Consider the following 23,958-nt stretch of genomic DNA (forward strand, 5'->3'; position numbering starts at 1 on the left):
CAACGGCCATCCACGACGAAAGCCCCCCGGCCGGTGGCCGGAGGGCTTTCGCCTCACATGGGAATTGTGGAGATGGCGGGAATCGAACCCGCGTCCAACGGTGCAGAATCAGGGCTTCTCCGTGTGCAGTTCGCTGCGATTTTCTCGGCCCCGGCGATCACGCGAACAAGTCGCCGACGGGCCCAGCCACTGTTTGATTTCCTTCTAAACCCCGTGACCGGGTCTAGAAGTTTAGTTCCCTAGCTGATGCCAGGATCCGGGTCGGGAACAGCCCCGGGCTGACACTTCGCAAGTCGCTACTTAGGCAGCGAGGGCGAAGGAATCGCGCTTGGTGTTGGCGATTATTTTTTGCGACATATGGTTTACGAGATCATTGCCGCTTCCTCGACACGCTTCCCCTGCTTCGACATCCGCTGTCGAAACCGATCATCCCCATGTTGATTTTTCAAAGTGGATCTTCCGATCCGGGCGCCCCGTCACCAGCGGGGCAAGACCCATCGTACGTGACCAACGTACGACGGTGCCAGCCTATTCCTGTCGGGCGGGCTAAGCGATGCCCTGCCGGCGCCGCACCTCCGAGATCGCGCGGCTCGTCTCCCTCGTGTCCTGCTTCTCGCGGAGCGTCTGCCGCTTGTCGTACTCCTTCTTGCCCTTGGCCAGCGCGATCTCGACCTTGACCCGGCTGTCCTTGAAGTACAGGGCGAGGGGCACGATCGTGTGACCCGTCTCCTGCGACTTGGACTCCAGCTTGTCGATCTCGGCCCGGTGCAGCAGGAGCTTGCGCTTCCGCGTGGCGGAGTGGTTGGTCCAGGTGCCCTGTACGTACTCCGGGACGTGGATGTTGTGCAGCCACGCCTCGCCGCGGTCGATGTGCACGAAGCCGTCCACCAGGGAGGCCCGGCCCATCCGCAGCGACTTGACCTCGGTGCCCATCAGCACCAGGCCGCACTCGTAGGTGTCCAGGATGTGGTAGTCGTGCCGCGCCTTCTTGTTCTGCGCGACCATCTTGCGGGCAGGGGCCTTCTCAGCGGCCTTCGCGGCCTTGCGCTTTACCTTTTCCTTCGCCATAGTGCGGCCATTTTCGCACTACGAGGGGGGTCCGAGGCCAGTCAATACTGTCTCGGCCCGCTTCTCGGCCCCGTCCTCGGCCTCCAGGTCCGGCGTGATGCCCCGGCCGTCCACCGCGCGCCCCGACGGGGTGCGGTAGTGGCCGACGGTCAGCTCGGCGACGGATCCGTCCGGCAGACGGCTCGGCATCTGGACCGATCCCTTGCCGAAGGTCCTCGAGCCCACCACGACCGCGCGACCGCGGTCCTGGAGGGCGCCCGTGAGCAGCTCGGCCGCGCTCATCGTGCCGCCGTCCACCAGCGCGACCAGGGGTCTGTCCGTGTCGCCGCCCCGCTCGGCGTGCAGCGCCTTCTGCTCCCCGCGTACGTCGTACGTGGCGACCAGGCCGCCGTCGACCAGCGCGGACGCGGCCGTGACCGCCTCCGAGACCAGGCCCCCGGAGTTCCCGCGCAGGTCGAGAAGGATTCCGGCGTTCTCGGGGGCCGTGCGCACCGCGTCCCGCACGGCGTCCCCGGAGCCCTTGGTGAACGCCGCGACCTTGATCAGGACGGCGCCGCTCGGCAGCTGGGTGACGGTGACGGGGTCCGTGGAGAGGTGGGCCCGGTGCAGCGTCTCGCGCCACGCGCGCGTGCCGCGCTCCAGGCCGAGAACGACCGGGGTGCCCGCACGGTTCCCGCGCAGCCGGGTGAGGACCTCCGTGACCGGGCGTCCCGTGACGCGCGCGCCGTCGACGGAGCGCAGCCGGTCGCCCTCGCGGAGCCCGGCCCGGTCGGCGGGCCCGCCCTCGCGGACCCGGGAGACCTCGATGCGCCCCTCCGCGGTGCGCCGGGCCCACAGGCCGACGCCCGTGTACCCGCCGCCGAGTGCCTTCTCGAACTCCTGGTACTCCCCCGGGGAGTAGACCGAGCCCCAGCGGTCCCCGCTGCGGCTGACGGCCTCCTCGGCGGCCTTCTTGCCGGACTTGCCGTCGGCCATGGCCTCGGCGGCCGCGTCCGCGGCCTTCTCGGCGGTGCCGGTCCCGTCGGCCGACGACAGCACGGTGTCGGACCGCAGCGGAGGAGGTGGCGCGTTCCGGCTGTCGTCCGCCGCGTCGCTCCATGATCCGGTGGCGGCCCCCGTCGCGAGGACGCTCGCGAAGACCAATGTCAGCGTGGCCCCGCGGCGGATGCGGCGGGGCGCGGAGATCCGATCGGCGAACCGGTCGAGGCCTGACATGACGGTGAGTCTAGGACAACGGAGGGCGCCGTACGGCTGGTTGAACCGTACGGCGCCCGGACACCCGGAGGGCTCTTGTCACACCTTCAGGTACTTGCGCAACGCGAAGAACGCGGCAAGCGCGGGCATCAGCAGGCCGATCGCGAGCACCAGCGGCAGCTTGGCCAGGACCGCGTCCCAGCCGATGAAGTTGATCAGATTGATCTTCTCCGAGAGTTCGAGGCCGTGGTCGATCATGAAGTACCGGCCGATCAGCAGCATTCCGCAGGCGACACCGCCGCCGATGAGACCGGCGACCGCGGCCTCCATGATGAACGGCATCTGGATGTAGAAGCTGGACGCGCCGACCAGCCGCATGATGCCGGTCTCACGTCTGCGGCTGAACGCCGATACACGCACGGTGTTGACGATCAGCATCAGCGCGACGACGAGCATCAGCGCCATCACCGCCACGGCCGCCCAGTTCATGCCGTTGAGGAGGCCGAAGAGGTTGTCCAGGTAGCCCTTCTGGTCCTGCACGGACTGCACGCCGTCGCGCCCGGAGAAGGCGGTCGCGACCACCTGGTACTTCTCGGGGTCCTTGAGCTTGATGCGGTACGACTCCTGCATCTGGTCCGGCGTCAGCGAGCTGGACAGCGGTGAGTCGCCGAACTGCTCCTTGTAGTGCTTGTACGCCTCGTCCGCCGACTCGTGCTGGACCTTGTCCACGACGGGCAGCTTCTTCAGATCGCGGAGGATCTGGTCCTTCTGCTCGTTGGTGACGGCGCCCTTGGCGCACTTGGGGTCCTGCTCGGCGTCGGCCTTGTTGCAGAGGAAGACCGAGACGTTGACCTTGTCGTACCAGTAGCCCTTCATCGTGCTCACCTGGTCACGCATGAGCAGCGAACCGCCGAACAGGGCGAGCGAAAGCGCTACGGAGACGATGACCGCGAAGGTCATCGTGAGATTTCGGCGGAGACCGACGCCGATCTCCGACAGGACGAACTGGGCGCGCATGGCGGCCTTTCAGTGGATCAGGTGGTTCAGACGGTACGAGCGGGACGGGGCCGTCGGGGGGACGGGACCGTCAGTGCTGGTAGCCGTAGACGCCGCGCGACTGGTCGCGGACGAGACGGCCCTTCTCCAGCTCGATGACCCGCTTGCGCATCTGGTCCACGATCTGCTGGTCGTGGGTGGCCATCACGACGGTGGTGCCGGTCCGGTTGATCCGGTCGAGCAGCTTCATGATGCCGACGGACGTCTGCGGGTCGAGGTTGCCGGTCGGCTCGTCGGCGATGAGGAGCTTCGGGCGGTTGACGAACGCGCGCGCGATCGCGACGCGTTGCTGCTCACCGCCGGAGAGCTCGCCGGGCATCCGGTCCTCCTTGCCACCGAGGCCCACGAGATCGAGGACCTGGGGCACGGACTTGCGGATCTCGCCGCGGGACTTGCCGATGACCTCCTGCGCGAAGGCCACGTTCTCGCCGACGGTCTTGTTGGGCAGGAGGCGGAAGTCCTGGAAGACGGTGCCCAGCTGGCGCCGCATGTGCGGCACCTTCCAGTTGGACAGGCGCGCGAGGTCCTTGCCGAGGACGTGCACCTGGCCGTGGCTGGTGCGCTCCTCGCGCAGGACGAGCCGCAGGAAGGTGGACTTTCCGGAGCCGGATGACCCCACCAGGAAGACGAACTCGCCCTTCTCGATCTCGAGGGAGACATCCCTGAGCGCGGGGCGGGTCTGCTTCGGATAGGCCTTGGAGACGTTGTCGAATCGGATCACGGATGCACCACGGGTTGCCGGGGGTAGGTGAGCGTGACCATACGCGAAGCCGGTGCGCGAGCGCAGTCGGCGTCCTGAGTTGCGCCGATTGTCTCGGAAGTACGGGGGTACGGATCCGCCGGAAAGCGCCGGGAGGCGTCGGGAGGCGACGGGGCGCGCCGAAATCCACGGAAGCTGGCACAGTGGTAGGGGGAACGATTGGGTCCCCCTCAGCGTTGGGCAGGCTGAGACTGTGCGGGAGGAGAAGCGCATGACCCTGGATCGGTTGGTATGCGCGAACTGCGCAGCGCCTGTGAGTGAGGGCCGGTGCCCCGTGTGCCGGGCCAGTCGCGCCCGTATGCAGCAGGAAGGGCCCTTCGCGGGGCTCAATCCCGCGGCGCTGATAGCGCTGCTCGTCGTGCTGATCGCGGCGGTCGCGCTGCTCGCGCACCAGACCGCGTAGCGGCTCGGCGTCGCGCCGGGCGGTCACGAACCGTCACGGCACGCACGCGTCGGCAGAGACCTGACAGAAAGGCCCGGAGCTTGATCGAGCTCCGGGCCCTTCTTCACACGTACGTGGCGTACGTCACCGCCTGATTCAGGCGGCGGCGCCGCGGTTGCCGACGAGACGCGGCAGGACGCGGAAGCCGATGCCGCCGGCGATCATCGTCGCGGCACCGATCAGCAGGAACGTGGTCTCGGCGGCGCCGGTCTCGGCGAGCTCGCCGCCCTTGCCGCCCTTGTCAGCGGCCCTGTCCGCGGTGTGGCCACCCTGCTCGACCGGCTGGGAGCCGGTGTCGTTCAGGCTGTCCTTGCCCTTGCCCTGCTCGACGGGGACGGAGCCGCCGTCGGGGTTGGTGCCGTTGCCGCCGTGGTTGCCGGTGTCACCGCCGTTGCCGGTGTTGCCGCCGTTGCCGGTGTCGCCGCCGTTGCCGGTGTTGCCGCCGTCACCGTTCCCCGGGTCGGTCGGGTCGGTGGTGGGCTGCGTCGTCGGGTCCGGGTCCGGGTCCTCGGTGGGCTCGGTCGGCTCGTTCGTCGGCTCCTCGGGGCTGGTGGGCTCCTCGGTGGGCACCGGCGGGTCGTCCGTGGGGTCGTCCGGCCCCGGGATCTCCGGGTTCTCGGCGCCCGGAACGTCCACGTCCACGCCGACGCCGCTGTCGTTGGCGTGCGCGCCGACTCCGACGCCGCCGAGGTCGACACCGACGTCGAGGGCCGAAGCGGCTCCCGCGGCGGTCAGCGAGGCGCCGGCGGCGATCACGGCACCGGCGGCTATCCGCGCGACACGGATCCGCGTCTTCTTGGTCATCTGGTTGCTACCCCCAGTAGCTGAATTGTCAGAGAGGCAGCGTCCGGGGCTGCGTTCGCCGGGGGCGATTCGATCAGCCCCCACAGATCCCACGCGCCCCAGGAATACGCATGCCGCGCGCCAGCCTTTCTACTTTTCACAGCAGCGTCAAGGTCGTTGCGGGCGCGATGTCCGAAATCTGGGGTGTTGACCGTCCTACGGAGATGTGACTGTGACGAAAAAGGCAACTGCCGCCCCAAGGGTGGCAGTTGCCTTGTCGATAAAGCCGTTATCGGCGGCTTTTACTTCTCCTGCTGCTTGCGCCAGCGAATTCCGGCTTCCAGAAAGCCGTCGATCTCGCCGTTGAAGACGGACTCGGGATTGCCGACCTCGAACTCCGTCCGCAGGTCCTTCACCATCTGGTACGGGTGCAGGACGTACGAACGCATCTGGTTGCCCCAGGAGTTGCCGCCGTCGCCCTTGAGCGCGTTCATCTTCGCCTGCTCCTCCTGGCGGCGGCGCTCGAGGAGCTTCGCCTGGAGGACGTTCATCGCGGTCGCCTTGTTCTGGATCTGCGAGCGCTCGTTCTGACAGGAGACGACGATGCCGGTCGGCAGGTGGGTCAGGCGCACCGCGGAGTCGGTGGTGTTGACGCCCTGGCCGCCGGGGCCGGAGGAGCGGTACACGTCGATGCGCAGCTCGCTCTCGTCGATCTCGATGTGGTCGGTCTGCTCGACCACGGGGAGGATCTCGACACCGGCGAACGAGGTCTGGCGGCGGCCCTGGTTGTCGAAGGGCGAGATGCGCACGAGGCGGTGGGTGCCCTGCTCGACGGAGAGCGTGCCATAGGCGTACGGGACGTTGACGGCGAAGGTGGTCGACTTGATGCCGGCCTCCTCCGCGTACGACGTCTCGTAGAGCTCCGTCTTGTAGCCGTGGCGCTCCGCCCAGCGCAGGTACATCCGCTGGAGCTTCTCGGCGAAGTCGGAGGCGTCGACGCCGCCGGCCTCCGCGCGGATCGTGACGACGGCCTCGCGGGAGTCGTACTCCCCGGAGAGGAGGGTCCTGACCTCCATCTCGTCCAGCGCCTTCTTGACGGCCGTGAGCTCGGACTCGGCCTCGGCGCGGGTGTCCGGGTCGTCCTCCTCCTCGGCCATCTCGAACAGCACGCCGAGGTCGTCGATGCGCCCACGGAGCGCCTCGGCCTTCCTGACCTCCGCCTGGAGGTGGCTCAGCTTGCTGGTGATCTTCTGCGCCGCGTCGGGGTCGTCCCAGAGGGACGGTGCGGCCGCCTGCTCCTCGAGCACGGCGATATCGGCCCTCATCTTGTCGAGGTCCAGGACGGCCTCGATCGACTCCATGGTCGAGGAGAGGGACTTGAGCTCTTCGGATACATCGACGACTGCCACGAATCCAGGGTAACGGTTATGGGGACGGGGCCCTGCGGGGCGGGGCGGTGGGGGTGGGTTCCACTGCTCCGCGGGTTCGCCTGCGGGCGGCGCTGGGCTTGTCGCGCAGTTCCCCGCGCCCCTGAAGACCTGCCTGCGGGCCGTGGGGGCTGGGCGCGCAGTTCCCCGCGCCCCTGGGGCGGCGCCTTGGGTGCGGGGTGCGGTGGACCACCCAGGGGCGCGGGGAACCTCGCGAGCAGCCACGGCGTACCCGCAGACGACATACCGGCCCAGGCGGACCACCCAGGGGCGCGGGGAACCGCGCGAGCGGCCACGGCGTATACGCGGACGACATGCGGGGTGAGGTGGACCACTCGTACGCGGGGGTCAGGGCGTGCGGGGGGCCGAGTTGCCCGGCTCCGTCGGGGGGGAGTCCGGGTCGTCGCCGGTCGTGGCGGCCCACGTGCCGACGCCCGCCGCCGCGACGAGCACCACGCCCGCCACCCCGAGCGTGATCCGGCGGCGACGGGCCGAGACGCGGTGCTTGGCGGAGCCGGGGCGGGCCGTGCCTGCGGCACGGGGCGCGCGGGCCGTGCCGCGGGCGCCGCCCGCCAGCTCGTCGGGGCCGGGGACCCGCATGGACGTGTGCGTGTCGCGGTTGGAGTCGGTGGAGGCCGAGCCGGGGACGAGGGGCACCGCACCCCGCCGGGGAGCGGCCTCGCGCGGCTCGGGGGCCGAGTCCTCGTACGCCTCCTCGGCCTGCGACGGCTCCGTGTCGGGTTCGTCGACGTCCAGCGGCGGCATCCCCGCGACCAGCGGCAGCAGCTCCCGCAGGCGCGCGGCGAGCTCGGAGGCGCGCAGGCGGGACGCGGGCGCCTTGGCCAGGCACTGGACGAGGAGCTGCCAGAGCTCCTCGGGGATGCCGGGCAGGGGGACCACGGTCTCGGTGACGTGGCGGCGCAGGACGGCCCCGGGGTGGCCGCCGCCGAAGGGGGTGAAGCCCGCGAGGAGCTCGTACAGGACCGTGGCCAGCGCGTAGATGTCGACGGCGGCGCGCGGCGGCAGGCCCTCGATGATCTCGGGGGCGAGGTAGTCAGGGGTGCCGATGATCTTCGTCGCGCGGGTGCGGCGCGGGGAGTCGATGAGCTTGGCGACGCCGAAGTCCGTGAGGAGGGCGGGGTGCGCGCCGCCGGGGCCGAGGGGGCCCTGCATGTCCAGGAGGACGTTCTCGGGCTTGACGTCGCGGTGCACGATGCCCGCGGCGTGCGCGGCGGCGAGCCCGTCGGCGACGTCCGCGGCGATGGCGACGGCGGCCTCCGGGGCCAGGCGCCGCTCCCGCTCCAGGCGGGTGCGCAGGTCCGTGCCGCGGACGAGGTCCATGACCAGGGCCAGGTCGTTGCCGTCGACCACCAGGTCGTGGACGCCCACCACGCGCGCGTGGTCGAGGCTGAGCAGAGCCGTCCGTTCCTGGACGAAGCGGCCGACGAGTTCCTGGTCGGACGCCAGGTCCTCGCGCAGCAGCTTGATGGCGACGGGGCCTTCGGGTCCGTCGCCGAGCCACACCGTGCCGGCGCTGCCACGGCCCAGGATCTGGTGGGCGGTGTACCGGCTGCCGATCTTGCGCGTCAAGACTGCTCCTACGGATGCGTGTTGGCGACAAAACTACGCGGCCTTGCCGCCAACCTTCACTCCGGGAGCGGAAATCACTCTGCAGGTGTCGACAAATCACCGGACTCGTCGGACTGGTCCAGGGGTTGCCACGGCGGGGACGGCGCTACTTGCCGCCGACCTTGCCGATCCAGTCGCCCACCGTGTGGTACCAGTCCGTCAGCTGCTCCCAGTACCCCTTCGTCGTGCCGATCCAGTCCTGGAGCGGGCTGAACTCCCAGACCAGCCAGCTCGCGACGAAGAGGATGAGGATCGTGAACAGACAGCCCTTGAGGCAGCCAAGACCCGGGATCTTCATCGGGTTGGCGCTGCGCTGACGCGGCTGCCGCGGCTCGCGCGTGGGCGCCGGTGCGGGCTGCTGGGGCTGCGGCGCCTGCGGGGGCGCCGCGTACTGCTGGGGCTGGTGCTGCGGCTGGTGGTGCTGCGGCGCGGGGGCGTACTGCTGCTGGGGCCGCTGCCCGCGCGGCTGCTGCGGCGCGTACTGCTGGGGGCGCTGCTGCGGCGGCTGCTGGGGGCGCGCCACCTGGCGCTGGGGGCGGCGGCGCAGCGGGTCGTCGTTCGGGTCCAGGTGCGCCTGGTACTGCGTCTGCTCGTTGCGGTCGCGGGCCGCGCGCATCTGGTTCTGCCAGGGATGCGGGTCGTTCGGGTCGGCCCCGGGTCCGTTCGGCGGGACGGGCGGCATGACCGCGGTCGGGTCGGCGGCGCCGGGTCCGGTGGGCAGCACCGAGGTCGGGTCGGCGTCCGGGCCGTGCCCGCCGGTGCTCCGCATGACGCTGGTCGGCGCGGCCGGGTCGTACGAGCCCGCGTTGCTCGGCAGCACCTGCGTGGGGTCGGCCGCGCCGGGGGTGTCCGGCACGTGGGCGGGCGCGGGGTCCGGCATGAGCAGGGCGCCCACGCCCTCCGCGGCGGCGATCTGCGCCGGGGTGGAGTGCACGCCGACGCCCTCGGCGACGGCGCGCAGGCCGCGGGCGAGGTTCTCCGCGCTGGGGCGGCGCTCCGGGTTCTTGTCGAGGCAGCGCTCGATGACCGTCCACAGCGGCCCCGGGACGGTCGAGGGGCGGCGCGGCTCGGCGCTGAGGTGCTGGTGCAGGACTTCGAGCGCGGAGCCGCCGGAGAACGGCGGACGTCCTGTGACCAGCTCGTACAGCAGGATGCCCGCGCCGTAGATGTCCACGGCGCTGGTCTGCGGGCGGCCCTCGGCGGACTCCGGCGCGACGTACGCGGGCGTGCCGACGAACTCGTGGGTGCGGGTCAGGCCCGGGGAGTCGGCGAGGCGCGCGATGCCGAAGTCGGTGAGCATCGGGTGCATGCCCTGGCCGTCCTGCTTGAGCAGGACGTTGGCGGGCTTCAGGTCGCGGTGCACGACGCCGTCGGCGTGGCTCGCGGCGAGCGCGTCGGCGATCTGGGCGGTCAGCAGAGCCGCCGCGACCGGCGTGAACGGACCGTTCTGGCGCAGGTATTTGTGCAGGTCGGGGCCGTCGACGAGGTCCATGACGAGGGCGAGCAGGTCGCCCTCGACGACCAGGTCGCGGGTGCGGACGATGTTCTCGTGCGTGAGCCTGAGCAGGACGGAACGCTCCCTGAGGAAGCGCATCACGACGTCCGCGTCGTTGGCGAGCTCCTCCTTGAGGACCTTGATCGCGACGGTCTCGCCGGGCTGGCCGGGAACGGCCGCCTCGGCGCCCGCGGTCTCCCGCTGGCGGGCTCGCCAGACGGTGCCCGTGGCGCCGCGCCCGAGCGGCTCCTCGAGCAGGTACTTGCTGCCTACCGGCCGCACGTCATGCGCTCCCTGCTGGTCTGGCTGGTCCCGTCCGGACGCTGGTTCGGTCCGGGGGTCTGTCCGAAGGTGTTCCGACCTACTGTAGTGCCGCCGAACAGGGCGCCGACGGGTCGGATTCCGTCCGGTCATTTCTTTCCGGGACGTTCCGGATCGTTGTCCGGTGGAAAGACGCGCGCCCGTGGCCCTTGGTTGCCGAGTGGTCCCGAATTGACCTTTCCGGGATCCCTCTCACACATATCCGCAACGGTCCAAGCAGGCACTTTTCCGAGCAGAGCCGACCAATCAAGATCACTTACGGGTGGCCGCCGGGCGTGTTGTCAGTGGCAGGTGCGAGGATGCCTCCAGTACTGGCCGACGTGCCCGTGTGCGGTGGGGGGAATCACAGCGCGTGTCCCCGTGCCGGGCGCCCAGCGCAGAAGGGACCGCTGACGGCGATGCAGATCCGGCTGACCGTCCTCGGGCCGCGCAGCGGCCAGACCGAGCCAGGCCGCCCCACGGCGACGACCGGGGCCCCCGGTGTCTGCGACGTCCTGGTCACCGCCCCCGCGGGCACCGCACTCGCCGCGGTCGCCTCCGGCCTCGCCACCGCGGTGGCGGGCAGCGAGGCCCCCCTCGTGCTGTACGCGGGCCCGGAGCGCCTCGACGCCCAGCGCTGCACCCTCGGCGAGCCCCCCTTGATCGACGGAGCGGTGCTCTCGCTGGGCGCCCCCGCCGAGCCGGGGCCCGAACTGGCCGGTGCCGCCGCCCAGTTGCACGTGGTCGCGGGCCCGGACGCGGGCGGTGTCCATCTGCTGCACGGCGGCCGGATCCAGGTCGGCCGCTCCGCGGACGCGGACGTCCCGCTGGACGACCCGGACGTCTCCCGGCTGCACTGCTCGGTCACGCTGGACCCGGAGGGCCGGGTCACCGTCAGCGACCTGGGCTCGACGAACGGCACATCGGTGGACGGCCGGGAGATCACCGACCGCCCCACCGCCTTCTCCCCCGGCTCCCTGCTGCGGATCGGCGAGTCCGCGCTGCGCCTCACCGACGGCAGGGGCGGCCCGGCGCCCGGCGCGGGCGGCGCGCTCCCGACGGCCCCGGACGGCGAGGGCCACGTGCGCGTGCGCAGGCCCGCCGGGACGACACCGCCCACTCTCGGTGAGGCGGCGGGGGTGCCGGAGGGCGGACCCACCCACCACGCGTTCGGCTCGGCGGGCTGGGGCGCCGCGGGCGGAACGGGCAGGGACGGGGCGTACGGAAGCGCGAGCGGCGGCAATGGGGCGTACGGCTCGCCGGGTGCGTACGAGAACCGGCCAAGTCCGGGGGCGTACGGCACGCACGGCGGGACGCACGGCGCCGACGCGTCCGTGGTGCCGCAGCAGGGCGGCGCGCCCGACGCCGAGCGCACCCGGCTCGGCACACCCGCGCGCGGGACGACGGTTCCGCGCGGTCTGCGCAGGCGCGGCGGCCTCTCGGCCTGGGCCCGGCGGCTGACCGGGGGCCGCGACGACGGCCGGGACGACACGGCATACGACACGTACGACGCGTACGACGGCCATGACGCGTACGACGGGGCCGGGGCCCGGCACGAGGCGTACGCGGACGGCGGCCCCGGAACCGACGGCGGCGGCCACGAACCTGCGGGGCCCTCCCCCGAGGAGCTCGCCGTGACGGCGGCGGCCCGCACCCCCGAGGCATGGCCGGATCCCGCCGCCCTGCTGCTCACGGCGCTCGGCCCGGGACCCCGCCTCTGGGAGCGCGGCCCCGGCCACCCCGAGGAGCTCGCGGTCCGGCTCGGCACGGTCGACCGGACCCTGCCCGGCGCCGACGGCCGCGACGGACTGCTGCCCGCCGTGCCCGTCACGGTCGGCCTGCGGGAGGCGGGCTCGCTGGGCCTCGCCGGGCCCCGGGACCGGCTGGCGGGTCTGGCCAGGGCGGTCGTCGCCCAGCTCGCCGCGCTGCACTCCCCCGACACCCTGGAGATCGTGCTGATCAGCACGGACCGGGCGCGCCCCGTGGCCGAGCGCACCGCCGAGTGGGCCTGGCTCGGCTGGCTCCCCCATCTGCGGCCCACCCACGGCCAGGACTGCCGCCTCCTCCTCGCCTACGACCGCGACCAGGCGGTGGCCCGCACCGACGAGCTGATCCGGCGCCTCGACGACCGTATCGCCGACGACCGCATCGCCGACGACCGTGCCTTTGACGTTCGGACCCCCGAGGCCGGTGCCCGTACGGTCGTGGTCGTCGACGGTGACCCCGGGCCCGCCGCGCTGCGCGAGGCCACCGTCCGGCTCGCCGCCGAGGGCGCGCGGGCCGGGATCCACGTCGTGTGCCTCGCCGAGACGGTGGCCGCCTCACCCGCGTCGCCGGTCCTCGATACGTACGAGGCGGCCTGTTCGGTGTCGCCGCCCTTTCGCGCGTGCGGCGCCGCCGCGCTGCTCAGCGGCGACGTGGCGACCGCGCTGCGGCTGATGCGGACGGCGGACGGGCGCCCCGTCGGACACGGCACGGTGGCGGCCCTGGACGCGGTGTCGGCGGCCTGGGCCGAGCGGTTCGCGCGGGCTCTCGCGCCGCTGCGGACGGACGGCGCGGCCGGCGAGGGCCGCGCGCGTGTGTCCGCCCCGCTGCCGCAAGCGGCCCGGCTGCTCGACGAGTTGGGGCTCGCCAGGGCCACCCCCGCCTCCCTCATGGCGCGGTGGGCCGCGGCGGCCGACGACCCGGACGCGCTCGGCGGACGCGCCCTCGCCGTGCTCGGCGCGGGCCCGCGCGGGCCCGTCGTCGCGGACCTCGCCGCCGACGGGCCGCATCTGCTCGCCGAGGGCCCCGCGGGCAGCGGCCGTACGGAGCTGCTGCGGTCCGTCGCCGCATCGCTGGCCGCCGCCGAGCGCCCCGACCGCCTCGGCATGGTGCTCGTCGACGGGCGGGACGGCGGCGGCGCGGGCGGGGCCGCGGCGCGGCAGGGCACGGGGCTCGGCGTCTGCACGGACCTGCCGCACGTCACCACGCACCTCGTGACCAACGACCCCGTGCGCATGCGGGAGTTCGCCCAGTCCCTGACCGCGGAGCTGAAGCGCCGGGCCGAGCTGCTCGGGCGCCTCGGATTCACCGAGTGGCACACGCAGCGGGAGGTCTCGGGGCGCCTTGTGGCGCAGCGGGCCCCGTCGTCCGCGGGTGCCGCGGGACCGGGTGGCGCCGGACCGGGTGGCGCAGGACCGGGGGCCGCCGGGCCGGGTGCTTCGGACGGTGCGGGGCCCGGTGCCGGTGCCGTCTCCGTGCCCGCGCAGTCGTCCGACGGCGACCTGGACCCGCCACCCAGCTCCACGATGCGGTTGCGGCCCATCGCGGCGCGGCCACGCGTGGAGCCGGGGCCGCCGCTGCCACGGCTCGTGGTCCTCGTCGACGACTTCGACGCGCTGCTCTCGCCCGCGCTCGGCTCGCCGGGGCGGCCCGCCGCCGGTTCCGTGGTCCGCGCCCTTGAGGCCGTGGCGCGGGACGGCGAGCGGCTCGGGGTGCATCTCGTGGCGGCGACGGCGCGCTGCGAGCGGGTGTGGGAGACCGAGCTCGGGCAGCGGGCGTCGCTGCGGGTGGTCCTCGACGCGGTGACGTCCGGGCCCGAGGAGCCTGCGCCGGGGCGCGGTGAGCTGCGTACGCCGGACGGGCGGGCCACCGCGTTCCAGGCGGGGCGGGTGACGGGGCGGATCCCGCGTACGGCGACGTTGCGTCCCACGGTCGTGCCGCTGGAGTGGGAGCGGATGGGGGACCCGCCGGCCCGGCGGCCGGTGCGGGAGCTGGGGAACGGGCCTACGGATCTGGCGCTGCTCGCCAGTGCGTTGGAGCGGGCCGCGCGCTCGGTCTCCGCAGATCAGGTGCCGTCACTCCTGTGAGCCACGCCTCCCGTGCCGCCCCCGGCACCGCCTGCCCACGACAGGAGACGGGCAGTCACAAGGCCATCACAATACGCAAGTTGACACCGCAGGCCATCTTGCCGCCCCTCCCCGCGCGGGCGTAGACCAGAGCGCACGGGACTCGCCAGGAAGAGAACGGGGCAGTGATGCGCAGCACTCTTCGTACACGCAGGGCACCGCTACATCGGCGTACCACCGCCAGGATCGCTTCGGCCGTCGTCGCGAGCGCGCTCGCCCTCACCGTCACCGCGTGCGGCGGGGACGACAACGACGACAACGGCAAGGGGGGCAAGGGCGGGGGCAAGGACACCGGGACCGCGCTGCGGCTGCCCAAGCTGGACGGGGAGAACATCTCCGTGTCCGCCGTCTGGGGCGGCGCCGAGCGCAAGGTGTTCCTGAAGGTTCTCGACGAGTTCGAGAAGCGGACGGGCGCCAAGGTCTCCTTCGTGCCCGCTCAGGATCCCATCATCAGCTTCCTGGAGTCGAAGGTGGCGGGCGGGCAGCCGCCGGACGTCGCGATGCTGCCGCAGGTCGGCGCCATCAAGCAGGCCGTGGCGAACAAGTGGGCCAAGCCGGTCGGCCCCGAGGCCCAGAAGCAGCTCGACAAGAACTACTCGAAGGGCTGGCAGGAGCTGGGAGCCGTCGACGGCAAGCAGTACGGCGTGTACTTCAAGGCGGCCAACAAGTCGCTCGTCTGGTACAACACGCGGGTCTTCGAGAACGCGGGCGTCAGCGCGCCCAAGACCTGGGACGACTTCATGAAGACCGCCCAGACCGTCTACGACTCCGGGGTGCCGCCGGTATCGGTGGCGGGCGCCGAGGCGTGGACGCTCACCGACTGGTTCGAGAACGTCTACCTCTCGCAGGCGGGCCCGGAGAAGTACGACCAGCTGGCCGCGCACAAGATCAAGTGGACGGACCCTTCGGTCAAGAAGGCGCTGACCACACTCGGTGAGCTCTTCGGGAAGAAGGGCTTCGTGGCGGGCGGCGCGAACGGCGCGCTGCAGACCGAGTTCCCCGCGTCCGTGAAGCAGACGTTCCGCGGCGGCGACCAGCCCAAGGCGGGCATGGTCTTCGAGGGCGACATGGTCTCGCTCGCGATCTCCGAGACCAAGGCGAAGGTGGGCACGGACGCCAAGGTGTTCCCCTTCCCCGCGGTCGGCTCCCAGTCGCCCGCCGTGGTGGGCGGTGACGCGGCGGTCGCGCTGAAGGACAGCAAGGGCGCGCAGGCGCTGCTCACGTTCCTCGGTTCCCCCGACTCGGCGAAGATCTGGGCCGAGGCGGGCGGTTTCATCTCGCCGAACAAGAGCCTGGACATGGCGGCGTACCCGAACGAGGTGCAGCGGAACATCGCCAAGGCGCTGGTCGCGGCCGGTGACGACATCCGCTTCGACATGTCCGACCAGGCCCCCCAGTCCTTCGGCGGTACGCCGGGCAAGGGCGAGTGGAAGGCGCTGCAGGACTTCCTGAAGGACCCGAAGAACGTCGCGGGCACGCAGCAGGTGCTCGAGACGGCCGCCGCCAAGGCCTACAAGGACTGACGCGATGTCGTCCGCGAACGCCGGGGGCGCGCCGGAACCGGTGACGCCCCCGGCCCCGACATCGCGCAAGAGTGTGACCGGCACCCGCAGGGCCGTGGCGGTGCTGTTCCTGCTGCCTGCCCTGGTGCTGCTCGGCGCACTCGTCCTCTACCCCATCGGGTACTCGTTGTTCCGCAGCTTCTTCGACAAGTCGGGCGACTTCACGGCGTTCGGCAACTACAGGACGATGTTCACGGATGACGGCATACGGACCGCCATCAAGAACAACGCGATCTGGCTGGTCGTGGCGCCCACCGTGGCGACCGCGCTCGGCCTGATCTTCGCCGTGCTCACCGAACGGGTGCGCTGGGGCACGGCGTTCAAGCTCGTCATCTTCATGCCGATGGCGATCTCGATGCTGGCCGCGGGCATCATCTTCCGGCTCGTGTACGAGTCCGACCCCGACCGGGGCGTGGCCAACGCCGTCGCGGTGAGCGTGCACGACACGTTCGCCGAGTCGTCGGCGTTCCCGCAGGCGCATCCCGGCATGAAGTCGCCGCTGAAGTCGGCGGGCGGCGGCGCCTTCATCACCAAGGAGCCGGTGCGGGCGGGCACGCCGGTGGTGCTGCCGCTGACGGGTGTGCCGCCGAACGAGATGCCGGGCGGCGCGAAGGCCGCCAAGTCCGCGCGGGCCGACCCGGCGAAGGTCACCGGCACGGCCTGGCAGGACTTCACGCGCGGCAAGGGCCGGGGCAGGCCCAACGCCCCCGACCCCGCCGAGATCGGCTACTCGGGCATCAAGATCGAGGCCGTGAAGAACGGCGACGTGGTGGCGTCCACGGAGGCGTCGGCCGACGGCACCTTCGCGCTGCCCAAGGAGGCGGACGGGGCGCGCCTCCGCTTCCCTGAGTCGAACTTCCGCGAGGCGTACAACGGTGTGGAATGGCTCGGCCCGAGCCTGATCACACCCGCGATCATCGGTTCGTATCTGTGGATGTGGGCGGGGTTCGCGATGGTCCTGATCGCGGCGGGCCTCGCGAGCGTGCCGCGTGAACTCCTGGAGGCGGCGCGCGTGGACGGCGCCAACGAGTGGCAGGTGTTCCGCCGTGTGACGGTACCGCTGCTCGCGCCGGTCCTCGCGGTGGTCATGGTCACGCTCATGATCAACGTCCTGAAGATCTTCGACCTGGTCTACGTGATCCCGCCGGGCTCGTCGAAGGACGAGGCCAACGTCCTCGCGGTCCAGCTGTACAACTCGGCGTTCGGCGACCGTGATCCCGGCGTGGCGAGCGCCATCGCCGTACTCCTCTTCCTGCTCGTGATTCCCGTCATGTTGTTCAATATCCGGCGGATGCGGCGGGAGGCACAGCGATGACGGCCCCTACGGAGATCGTGAAAGCCAGGCAGTCCGTGGGCGGCCGTATCGCCTCGGCTCTCGGCGGCACCGCGCTGCGGGTCTTCCTCGTACTGGTCGGGCTGTTCTGGCTGGTGCCGACGATCGGCCTGCTGATCGGCTCGCTGCGGACGCCCGCCGACATGAGCGAGAGCGGCTGGTGGAAGGTCTTCAGCGCGCCGTCGCAGATGACGCTGGACAACTACTCCAACCTCCTCAAGGACGAGACGATCACCGACTCGATCCTGTCCAGCGTCATGATCACCGTCCCGGCGACGCTGCTCGTCGTGGTCATCGGCGCGCTCGCCGGGTACGCCTTCGCGTGGATGGAGTTCCCGGGCCGCGACTGGTGGTTCATCGGCGTGGTCGGCCTGCTCGTCGTCCCGGTGCAGGTGGCGCTGGTGCCGATCTCCAAGCTGTTCGGCGAGATCGGGATCTTCGAGACCACGATCGGCGTGGTCGTCTTCCATGTGGCCTTCGGGCTGCCGTTCGCGATCTTCCTCCTGCGGAACTTCTTCGCGGAGATCCCGCGCGAACTCCTGGAGGCGGCCCGCCTCGACGGCGCGGGCGAACTGCGGCTGTTCCTGCGCGTCGTGCTGCCGCTCGGCGCGCCGGCGATCGCCTCGCTCGGCATCTTCCAGTTCCTGTGGGTCTGGAACGACATGCTGATCGCCCTGATCTTCGCCGACTCGCAGCACCCGCCGATCACGGTCGCACTCCAGCAGCAGGTGCGGTTCTTCGGCGACAACGTGCAGATCCTGGCGCCCGGCGCCTTCATCTCGATGGTGATCCCGCTGGCCGTGTTCTTCGCGTTCCAGCGGCAGTTCGTGTCCGGCGTGATGGCGGGCGCGGTGAAGTAGGCAGGTGAGCGCTCGGCGCGGCGCGTCGTACGCCATGTGGTCCTCGGTGAGCGGGGCGGGCCTTCGGTCCGCGGCGCCGCCGAGGACCACATGGCGACCTGTGCCCCGGGGCCGCGGGTCCGACCGGCCGACAGGTCGGCCGCCGCGCCGTCGGCCGAGGCGCCCCCGCCCAGGCCACGGCTGGCGTAGCTGCGCGAGAGGTCCGGGGCATATCCGGTGACAGTGGACAGATGCACCAGATGTGGTTCACTCCGCCCGGCCGACCCGGACCACCGCCGTCCTCCCTCGTCCGGCGCCTGCGCGCCGCCGCGCGGACTTCGCGGTTCCGGCTGGAGCGGGCCGTGGCGGGGCGGGTGCGTGGCGGCGCCGCGGCGGACGGCGCCGGGCGGCCCATGCCGCTGCTGCCCCCCGTGCACCTCTCCCTCCGCGACAGCCGCACGCTGAACCTCGCGGTCCCGGCGGGCGCCGTCCTCGCAGGTCCGGGGCGTGCCCGGCTGCTGATCTCCCGCGGCCACCGCAGGATCGCCGTCCCCCTCGCCCACGAGCGGCACACCGGCGCCGCCCCGCTCCTGACCGCCACCGCGACCCTGCGCGGCATGCGGGACGGCGTGTGGCGGCTCACCGTCGAGGCGCGGGGCGCCGACGGGCGCGTACGGCGGCACGGGCTCGCGACCGCCGAGGCCGGGGCGCCGCCGGCGACGCCGACCGCGCCGCACGCCCCCGACCCGCTGACCGGCACGCTCGTGCGGGTCGTGCGCAGCCGCACCGGGCGGGCCGTGCTGCAGGCGACCCGGTCCCGGCCGCGCGCGGAGCTGGTGCGGTTCGTGCCGTCCGGGGACGGCATCACCGTGCACGGGCGGCTCGTCGCGGGCGCCCCCGCGGGTGGCCGGGCGGCGGCCGTGCGGCGGCGGGACGGGCTCGTCGTACCGGCGGAAGTGGGGTGGCGTGGGCGGGAGTTCACGCTGCGGGTGCCGCTGGGGGCGATGGCCGGGGCGGGGGCGGGGCAGTGGGTGTGGGACTTCAGGATCGGCCCGCTCCCCCTCGGACGGTGGCTCTCCGACGTACGCGACCCGTCGGCGGCCTACCCCACCCCCTTCCGCCTCTACGCGCTGCCCGGCGGCGCCCTCGTCCGCGCCCACGCCCACTTCACCGCGTCCGGCGCCTTCGCGGTCACCTGCTGGGACATCACCGCCGTCACGGAGGAGAGCTCATGAAGATCACGTACCTGCTCGGCTGGGGCGACGAGATGGGCGGCACGGAGCTCGCCACGTACACCCAGGCACGCCACCTCGCGGACCGTCCCGGCATCGAGGTCGAGGTCGTCTCCGTCTTCAGGACGCGCGCCGAGCCGTTCTTCGCCGAGGCGCGCGAGCTGCCCGTACGGCACCTCGTGGACCGCACCGCGAGCCCCGAACGGCCGGTGCGCGAGAGCGGGTTGGACGACGCCGCCTGCCGCACGCTCGCCGCGCTGCCCAGCGAGCTGATCAAGCCCGCCTGGGAGGACGCCTTCGACCGGCTCTCGGACGTCGAGATGACCGCAGCGCTCGGCACGCTCGACACCGACGTCCTCGTCACCACCACGCCCGCGCTGCTCGCCGCCGCCGTGGCGCTGGTGCCCGCGCGGGTCGTCACCGTCCACCAGGAGCACCGCCCCACCCAGCGGCGCGGCCCGTCGGGCGAACCGCTGCTGCTGCACGCGCCGCGCCTGGACGCCCTGGTCACGCTGACCGAGCGCACCCGCGACTGGATCGCGGAGTCCCTCGGCGACACCGCCCCCGAGCTGGCCGTCATCCCGAACTCGGTGCCCGACGGCTTCCGGCCGCGCGCGGACGGCGAGGGCAAGGTCATCGTCATGGCGGCCCGGCTGACCGGCGAGAAGCGCGTCGACCACGCCGTGCGCGCCTTCGCCCAGGTCGCCGACGCGCACCCGGACTGGACGCTGCGGATCTTCGGCGGCGGCCACCGCGAGCGGCACCTGCGCCGCCTGGTCGACGGATTCGGCCTGCACGACCGGGTCGAACTCCTCGGACCCTGCCAGGACATGGCAGCGGAGTGGGCCAAGGCAGGGCTCAGCCTGATGACCGCGGGCCACAACGAGGCGTTCCCGCTGGTGCTCCTCGAAGCGCTCGCCGCCGGGGTGCCCGTCGTCGCGTACGACGTGCTGACGGGCCCCGCCGAGATCGTGCGGCACCGCGTCGACGGGCTGCTGGTGCCGCCGGGCCAGGTCATGGAACTCGCGCGCGCCATGGACGAGCTGATGGGGGACGCCGCGCTGCGGCGGGAGTACGCCCGCGCGGCCCGCGAGGGCGTCTACGCCCGCTTCTCCTCGGCGGACGTCACCGCGCGCTGGGAGGAGCTGTACACGCGGCTCGTGGCGGAGCGCGAGCGGCCCGAGCGGCTGCGCGGGCGTGCGGACCGGGTGGCGCTCGGCGTCGCGTCCGGCGGCAGCGGCTTCCGGCCCACCGCCCCGCACACCTTCGACGCCGCGGCCGGCGCGGCCGAGCACGCCCGCGAGGAGGAGATCCTCGCCGCCGACACCACGGGCCGCCTCATCCGCTCGGTGGGCCGGCTCGCCGAGCGGCGCGACGACATCCTCGCCCCGCGGATGGCCGACTGGAACCTGGAGCTCACCGCGGCCGCCCTGGAGTCGCAGGACGTGCCCTACGTGCTCGTCCGCACCTCCGGCGGGGCCGCCCACACCCTGGCCGTGGCCGAGGACGACCGGGACCGCGCCCTGAAGGCCCTTGCCGGGGCGCTGCGCGGCAGGCCCGTCTACGCCGAGCTGGTCAACCCGCGGGACGCGCCGCCCGGCACCGTGCTCGCCGAGCGCCTCGACTCCATCGGCGAGGTGGCGGGCGTCAAGGTCTTCAAGCCGGTCACCACGACCACCCTGTCCCTGCGGCACGGCGCGGGCCTCGCCTGCACGGTGGCGTTCTGGACGCGTACGCTCGAGGGCTCCTGCCGCGTCCCCTTCGGCTCGACGCTCGCGGGCGCCGAACTGCCCTCGCTCACGCCGACGGCGACGCTACGGGTGGCCGACCGCTCCTACCCGACCCTCGACGTGTTCACCGAACTCCTGGTCAAGGACGTCGACTTCCCCATCGACGCGGTCTACACCTGGGTCGACGACTCCGACCCCGAGTGGCGCGCCCTGCGTGACGCGACGCGCGGCGGCGGCGACCCGTCGGCCGACAACGGCGCGGTGCGCTTCCGCAACCGCGACGAGCTGCGCTTCTCGCTGCGCTCGCTCGCGATGTACGCGCCGTGGGTCCGGCACGTGTACCTCGTCACGGCGGGCCAGGTCCCGCCCTGGCTCGACCGGGACCACCCGGGCCTGACGGTCGTCGACCACCGCGACCTGTTCGCCGACCCCGACGCGTGCCTGCCGACCTTCAACTCGCACTCCATCGAGTCCCAACTGCACCGCATCGAGGGGCTCTCGGAGCACTTCCTCTACTTCAACGACGACATGTTCCTCGGCCGCCCCACCGCCCCGGACACCTTCTTCCTCAGCAACGGCCTCGCCCGGTTCTTCTGGTCGTCGGCGTCGGTGCCCGCGCCGGCTGTCTCGGAGGCCGACGAGGGGTATCTCGCGGCGGCGAAGAACAACCGCGAGCTGCTGCGCGGCGCGTTCGGCAGGACGACGACGCACAGCTTCTTCCACGTGCCGTACGCGCTGCGCCGCAGCGTCCTGCGGGAGATCACCGAGCGCTTCCCGCAGGAGCTGGCGGCGACGGCCCGCAGCCGCTTCCGCTCCCGGAGCGACATCGCGCTCGTCTCCTCGCTGTACCAGCACTACGCGTACCTCAGTGGCCGCGCCGTGCCGGGGACGGTTGCCTACGACTTCGTGGACATCGGGGACCGCGCCGACCACGCGCGGCTCGGGCGGCTGCTGCAGAACCGGGACAGGACCGCGTTCTGCATCGGGGAGTCCCCCGACGGGGGCGTGCCCGACGAGGAGATGGCGCTCGCCATCCGGTCGTTCCTCACGGCGTACTTCCCGGTGCGCTCGCCCTACGAGGCGCGTTCGGGGAGCTGAGCGCCGCCGCCCATGAAGAGCCGCCGGACCACGCGTTCGGCGGCCCTCCCGTCGTCGTAGGGGCAGAAGCGCGCCCGGAACGCCGACCGGAGCCGGGTGGTCTCCGGCGTGTCCCAGCCGCCGAGCCGGAACAGCGCGGCGAGCTCCTCCTCGGTGGTGGCGACCGCTCCCGGTGTCTCGCCGGGCCGCCCGGAGAGCAGGTCGAAGTAGGTGCCGCGGGCGAGGCGGTAGGCCTGCCAGTCGGGGGCGTAGGTGACGATCGGGCGGTCCAGGCAGGCGTAGTCGAACATCAGCGACGAGTAGTCCGTGACGAGCGCGTCGGCGGCCAGGCACAGCTCCTCGATGTGCGGGTGGCCGGTGACGTCGACGAGCTGCGGGTGGCTCTCCAGGCCCGCGTCGGCGCCGTAGAAGTAGTGGGCGCGCACGAGCACGGCGTACGAGGGGCCGAGCCGCTCGGCGAAGCGCCTGAGGTCCAGGCGGGGCAGGAAGCCCTTCTGGTAGTCGCGGTGGGTGGGCGCGTACAGGAGGACGGTCCGCCTGTTCTCGACGCCCAGTTGCTCGCGGACGCGCAGCACGTCCTCCTCGCCGGCCGAGAAGTACACGTCGTTGCGCGGGTAGCCGGCCTCCAGGGACTCGTACGCCAGGGACGGGTAGACGCGCTCCCAGACCTCCGTGGAGTGCGGGTTGGCGGAGAGGCTGAAGTCCCACTGGTCGGTGTGGTCGAGGACCTTCTGGAAGCTGATGCCGTGCGTGCCTGCCGGGTAGCGGCGCTGGTCGAGGCCCATCGTCTTCAGCGGGGTGCCGTGGTGGGTCTGGAGGTAGACCTGGCCGGGGCGCTTGGTGAAGCCGCCGGGGAAGCTGGAGTTGTTGACGAGGTAGGTGGCCGTGGCCATCGTCTGCCAGTAGCGCCGGGAGCCCTCGACGACGTACTCGATGCCGGGCGGCACCCGGTGCCTGTTGCGGCTTGAGACCACCCACACGCCCCGGATGTGCGGGACGAGTTCGCGGGCCTTGGCGTGGATCGCGGCCGGGTTGCAGGAGACGCCGCGGTTCCAGTAGGCGCCGTAGACCGCGAGGTGCGGGTCGAGGGAGCGGCGCAGGTCGCCGCGGTAGGCGGCGCGCATGGCCCGGGTCCGCAGCTTCTTCTTCTGCCGCTTCAGCTGCCGGGCGACGCGCAGCCGCCGCGCCCCGGCCTTCCGCAGCCGTTCGTACGCGCCGTACGACCCCGCGGCGAGCGCTCTGGCCCCGGGGGTGGGGGGCGCGGCGCCCGCCGTCCCGTACGCGCCTGCCCCGTACGCGCCGTGCAGCCGGGAGGCCGCGTCGAAGAAGTCGCGCCGGTCGCCCTGCGCGATCCGGCCGGGGTCGTCGAGGACGGTGAGCAGGTGGGCGACGGCGTGCGGCAGGAGCCGGGCGCGCTCCTCGGGGCTCGCGGCGACGAGCAGCTGCTCGTACCGCTCGACGAGGGCGAAGTGCGCCCTGCCCGGCGTCTTGGCGAAGCCTCCCGCGCGCCGCTCGCGCCAGCGCACGCAGGGCCGGTCGAGGACGGCGAGGCGCTCGCCCGCGCGCAGGGTGGCGCTCTGGACCGGCACCACGTCCTCGTACGGGCCGTCGGAGAAGGCGAGTTCGTGCTCCTGCCAGAAGCCGCGCCGGAAGAAGCGGTTCCAGGCGGCGGGGGTGGCGGCCAGCGGGTCACCCGTGAGGTCGTCGCCGCCGGGGCGGACGTTCTCCCACCAGTCGACGCGCTCGTGGGCGCAGAGCAGGACGTCCGGCTCGCCCGCCGCCGAGAGCGCGGCGTCGACGGCTTCGAGGGCGCCGGGCAGGAGCAGGTCGTCGCCGTCGAGGAAGAGGAGGTGGTCGCCGGTGGCGCGGCCCGCGCCGAGGGTGCGGGCGGGTCCTGGGCCGGCCCGGTCGGGGAGGCGGACGAGCCGGGTGCGCGGGTCGCGTTCGGCGTACTCCGCGGCGATGGCGCCGCTGGCGTCGGGTGACGCGTCGTCGACGACGATCAGTTCGAGGTCGCCGAAGGACTGGGTCAGCACGGAGTCCAGGCATGCGCGCAGATACCCCTGGACGCGGTGGACGGGGACGACAACCGAGAAGCGCGTCATGGAGCCGACCGTAGC

General features: G+C 72.5%; 16 protein-coding genes and 1 other RNA gene. 7 read left to right on the top strand and 10 right to left on the bottom strand.

From position 1 onward, the window contains the following. Positions 1–64: 64 nt before the first annotated feature. From ssrA to ftsE, 5 genes are all read right to left on the bottom strand, one after another. Positions 65–434: a transfer-messenger RNA gene (ssrA, locus tag ACFVYR_RS27695) on the bottom strand. 112 nt (positions 435–546) lie between these two features. Continuing rightward, on the bottom strand, positions 547–1,068 hold the full coding sequence (smpB, locus tag ACFVYR_RS27700) for an SsrA-binding protein SmpB (protein ID WP_384255002.1): 522 nt from the start codon (positions 1,066–1,068) through the stop codon (positions 547–549). Between the two features lie 18 nt (positions 1,069–1,086). Further along, the gene (locus tag ACFVYR_RS27705) at positions 1,087–2,283 is read right to left on the bottom strand and encodes a S41 family peptidase (protein ID WP_384255005.1); all 1,197 of its coding nucleotides are present in this window, start codon (positions 2,281–2,283) and stop codon (positions 1,087–1,089) included. Between the two features lie 78 nt (positions 2,284–2,361). Continuing rightward, positions 2,362–3,279 carry a permease-like cell division protein FtsX gene (gene ftsX / locus ACFVYR_RS27710; RefSeq protein WP_384255007.1) on the bottom strand — a complete coding sequence of 306 codons (918 nt, stop codon included), beginning with the start codon at positions 3,277–3,279 and terminating at the stop codon, positions 2,362–2,364. 70 nt (positions 3,280–3,349) lie between these two features. Then, a complete protein-coding gene (gene ftsE, locus ACFVYR_RS27715; protein WP_055569411.1) occupies positions 3,350–4,039 on the bottom strand; it encodes a cell division ATP-binding protein FtsE in 690 nt (229 codons plus the stop codon). A 250-nt stretch (positions 4,040–4,289) separates the two neighbouring features. On the opposite strand from ftsE, the gene ACFVYR_RS27720 reads away from it, so the two are divergent. Next, positions 4,290–4,481 carry a hypothetical protein gene (locus ACFVYR_RS27720; protein WP_384255011.1) on the top strand — a complete coding sequence of 64 codons (192 nt, stop codon included), beginning with the start codon at positions 4,290–4,292 and terminating at the stop codon, positions 4,479–4,481. 135 nt (positions 4,482–4,616) lie between these two features. Here ACFVYR_RS27720 and ACFVYR_RS27725 read toward each other — a convergent pair whose 3' ends face one another. From ACFVYR_RS27725 to ACFVYR_RS27740, 4 genes are all read right to left on the bottom strand, one after another. After that, on the bottom strand, positions 4,617–5,324 hold the full coding sequence (locus ACFVYR_RS27725) for an LPXTG cell wall anchor domain-containing protein (RefSeq protein ID WP_384255013.1): 708 nt from the start codon (positions 5,322–5,324) through the stop codon (positions 4,617–4,619). A gap of 281 nt (positions 5,325–5,605) precedes the next feature. After that, positions 5,606–6,712 (bottom strand): peptide chain release factor 2, encoded by a 1,107-nt coding sequence (prfB, locus tag ACFVYR_RS27730; protein ID WP_055569414.1) that lies wholly within the window; start codon positions 6,710–6,712, stop codon positions 5,606–5,608. A gap of 366 nt (positions 6,713–7,078) precedes the next feature. Continuing rightward, on the bottom strand, positions 7,079–8,320 hold the full coding sequence (locus ACFVYR_RS27735) for a serine/threonine-protein kinase (RefSeq protein WP_384255015.1): 1,242 nt from the start codon (positions 8,318–8,320) through the stop codon (positions 7,079–7,081). A gap of 145 nt (positions 8,321–8,465) precedes the next feature. After that, complete coding sequence (locus ACFVYR_RS27740; RefSeq protein WP_384255018.1) at positions 8,466–10,136, bottom strand: protein kinase; 1,671 nt, start codon at positions 10,134–10,136, stop codon at positions 8,466–8,468. A 437-nt stretch (positions 10,137–10,573) separates the two neighbouring features. On the opposite strand from ACFVYR_RS27740, the gene ACFVYR_RS27745 reads away from it, so the two are divergent. From ACFVYR_RS27745 to ACFVYR_RS27770, 6 genes are all read left to right on the top strand, one after another. Next, positions 10,574–14,005, top strand: coding sequence for an FHA domain-containing protein (locus tag ACFVYR_RS27745; RefSeq protein WP_384255020.1), 3,432 nt, complete (start codon positions 10,574–10,576; stop codon positions 14,003–14,005). Between the two features lie 167 nt (positions 14,006–14,172). Continuing rightward, the gene (locus ACFVYR_RS27750) at positions 14,173–15,567 is read left to right on the top strand and encodes an ABC transporter substrate-binding protein (protein WP_384255023.1); all 1,395 of its coding nucleotides are present in this window, start codon (positions 14,173–14,175) and stop codon (positions 15,565–15,567) included. 4 nt (positions 15,568–15,571) lie between these two features. Next, positions 15,572–16,921 carry a carbohydrate ABC transporter permease gene (locus ACFVYR_RS27755; protein ID WP_384255025.1) on the top strand — a complete coding sequence of 450 codons (1,350 nt, stop codon included), beginning with the start codon at positions 15,572–15,574 and terminating at the stop codon, positions 16,919–16,921. Beyond that, a complete protein-coding gene (locus ACFVYR_RS27760; RefSeq protein WP_384255027.1) occupies positions 16,918–17,799 on the top strand; it encodes a carbohydrate ABC transporter permease in 882 nt (293 codons plus the stop codon). The genes ACFVYR_RS27755 and ACFVYR_RS27760 overlap by 4 nt, the downstream gene beginning before the upstream one ends. 230 nt (positions 17,800–18,029) lie before the next feature. Beyond that, the gene (locus ACFVYR_RS27765; RefSeq protein ID WP_384255030.1) at positions 18,030–19,013 is read left to right on the top strand and encodes a hypothetical protein; all 984 of its coding nucleotides are present in this window, start codon (positions 18,030–18,032) and stop codon (positions 19,011–19,013) included. Beyond that, the gene (locus tag ACFVYR_RS27770) at positions 19,010–21,838 is read left to right on the top strand and encodes a stealth conserved region 3 domain-containing protein (RefSeq protein WP_384255032.1); all 2,829 of its coding nucleotides are present in this window, start codon (positions 19,010–19,012) and stop codon (positions 21,836–21,838) included. The genes ACFVYR_RS27765 and ACFVYR_RS27770 overlap by 4 nt, the downstream gene beginning before the upstream one ends. Here the strand turns inward: ACFVYR_RS27770 and ACFVYR_RS27775 are convergent. Further along, positions 21,814–23,943, bottom strand: coding sequence for a CDP-glycerol glycerophosphotransferase family protein (locus tag ACFVYR_RS27775; RefSeq protein ID WP_384255034.1), 2,130 nt, complete (start codon positions 23,941–23,943; stop codon positions 21,814–21,816). The two genes, ACFVYR_RS27770 and ACFVYR_RS27775, sit on opposite strands and share 25 nt — an antisense overlap. Positions 23,944–23,958 lie beyond the last annotated feature (15 nt).

The organism is Streptomyces sp. NPDC058284 (assembly GCF_042881135.1).
GTDB lineage: Bacteria > Actinomycetota > Actinomycetes > Streptomycetales > Streptomycetaceae > Streptomyces.

What these genes read in the sequence shown, in the direction of transcription:
- ACFVYR_RS27755 (WP_384255025.1), top strand. Translation starts at nt 15,572, where the DNA reads ATGTCGTCCGCGAACGCCGGGGGCGCGCCGGAACCGGTGACGCCCCCG.
- smpB (WP_384255002.1), bottom strand. Translation starts at nt 1,068, where the DNA reads ATGGCGAAGGAAAAGGTAAAGCGCAAGGCCGCGAAGGCCGCTGAGAAG.
- ACFVYR_RS27760 (WP_384255027.1), top strand. Translation starts at nt 16,918, where the DNA reads ATGACGGCCCCTACGGAGATCGTGAAAGCCAGGCAGTCCGTGGGCGGC.
- ACFVYR_RS27745 (WP_384255020.1), top strand. Translation starts at nt 10,574, where the DNA reads ATGCAGATCCGGCTGACCGTCCTCGGGCCGCGCAGCGGCCAGACCGAG.
- ACFVYR_RS27725 (WP_384255013.1), bottom strand. Translation starts at nt 5,324, where the DNA reads ATGACCAAGAAGACGCGGATCCGTGTCGCGCGGATAGCCGCCGGTGCC.
- ACFVYR_RS27765 (WP_384255030.1), top strand. Translation starts at nt 18,030, where the DNA reads ATGCACCAGATGTGGTTCACTCCGCCCGGCCGACCCGGACCACCGCCG.
- ftsX (WP_384255007.1), bottom strand. Translation starts at nt 3,279, where the DNA reads ATGCGCGCCCAGTTCGTCCTGTCGGAGATCGGCGTCGGTCTCCGCCGA.
- ACFVYR_RS27770 (WP_384255032.1), top strand. Translation starts at nt 19,010, where the DNA reads ATGAAGATCACGTACCTGCTCGGCTGGGGCGACGAGATGGGCGGCACG.
- ACFVYR_RS27720 (WP_384255011.1), top strand. Translation starts at nt 4,290, where the DNA reads ATGACCCTGGATCGGTTGGTATGCGCGAACTGCGCAGCGCCTGTGAGT.
- ACFVYR_RS27750 (WP_384255023.1), top strand. Translation starts at nt 14,173, where the DNA reads ATGCGCAGCACTCTTCGTACACGCAGGGCACCGCTACATCGGCGTACC.
- ACFVYR_RS27705 (WP_384255005.1), bottom strand. Translation starts at nt 2,283, where the DNA reads ATGTCAGGCCTCGACCGGTTCGCCGATCGGATCTCCGCGCCCCGCCGC.
- ACFVYR_RS27775 (WP_384255034.1), bottom strand. Translation starts at nt 23,943, where the DNA reads ATGACGCGCTTCTCGGTTGTCGTCCCCGTCCACCGCGTCCAGGGGTAT.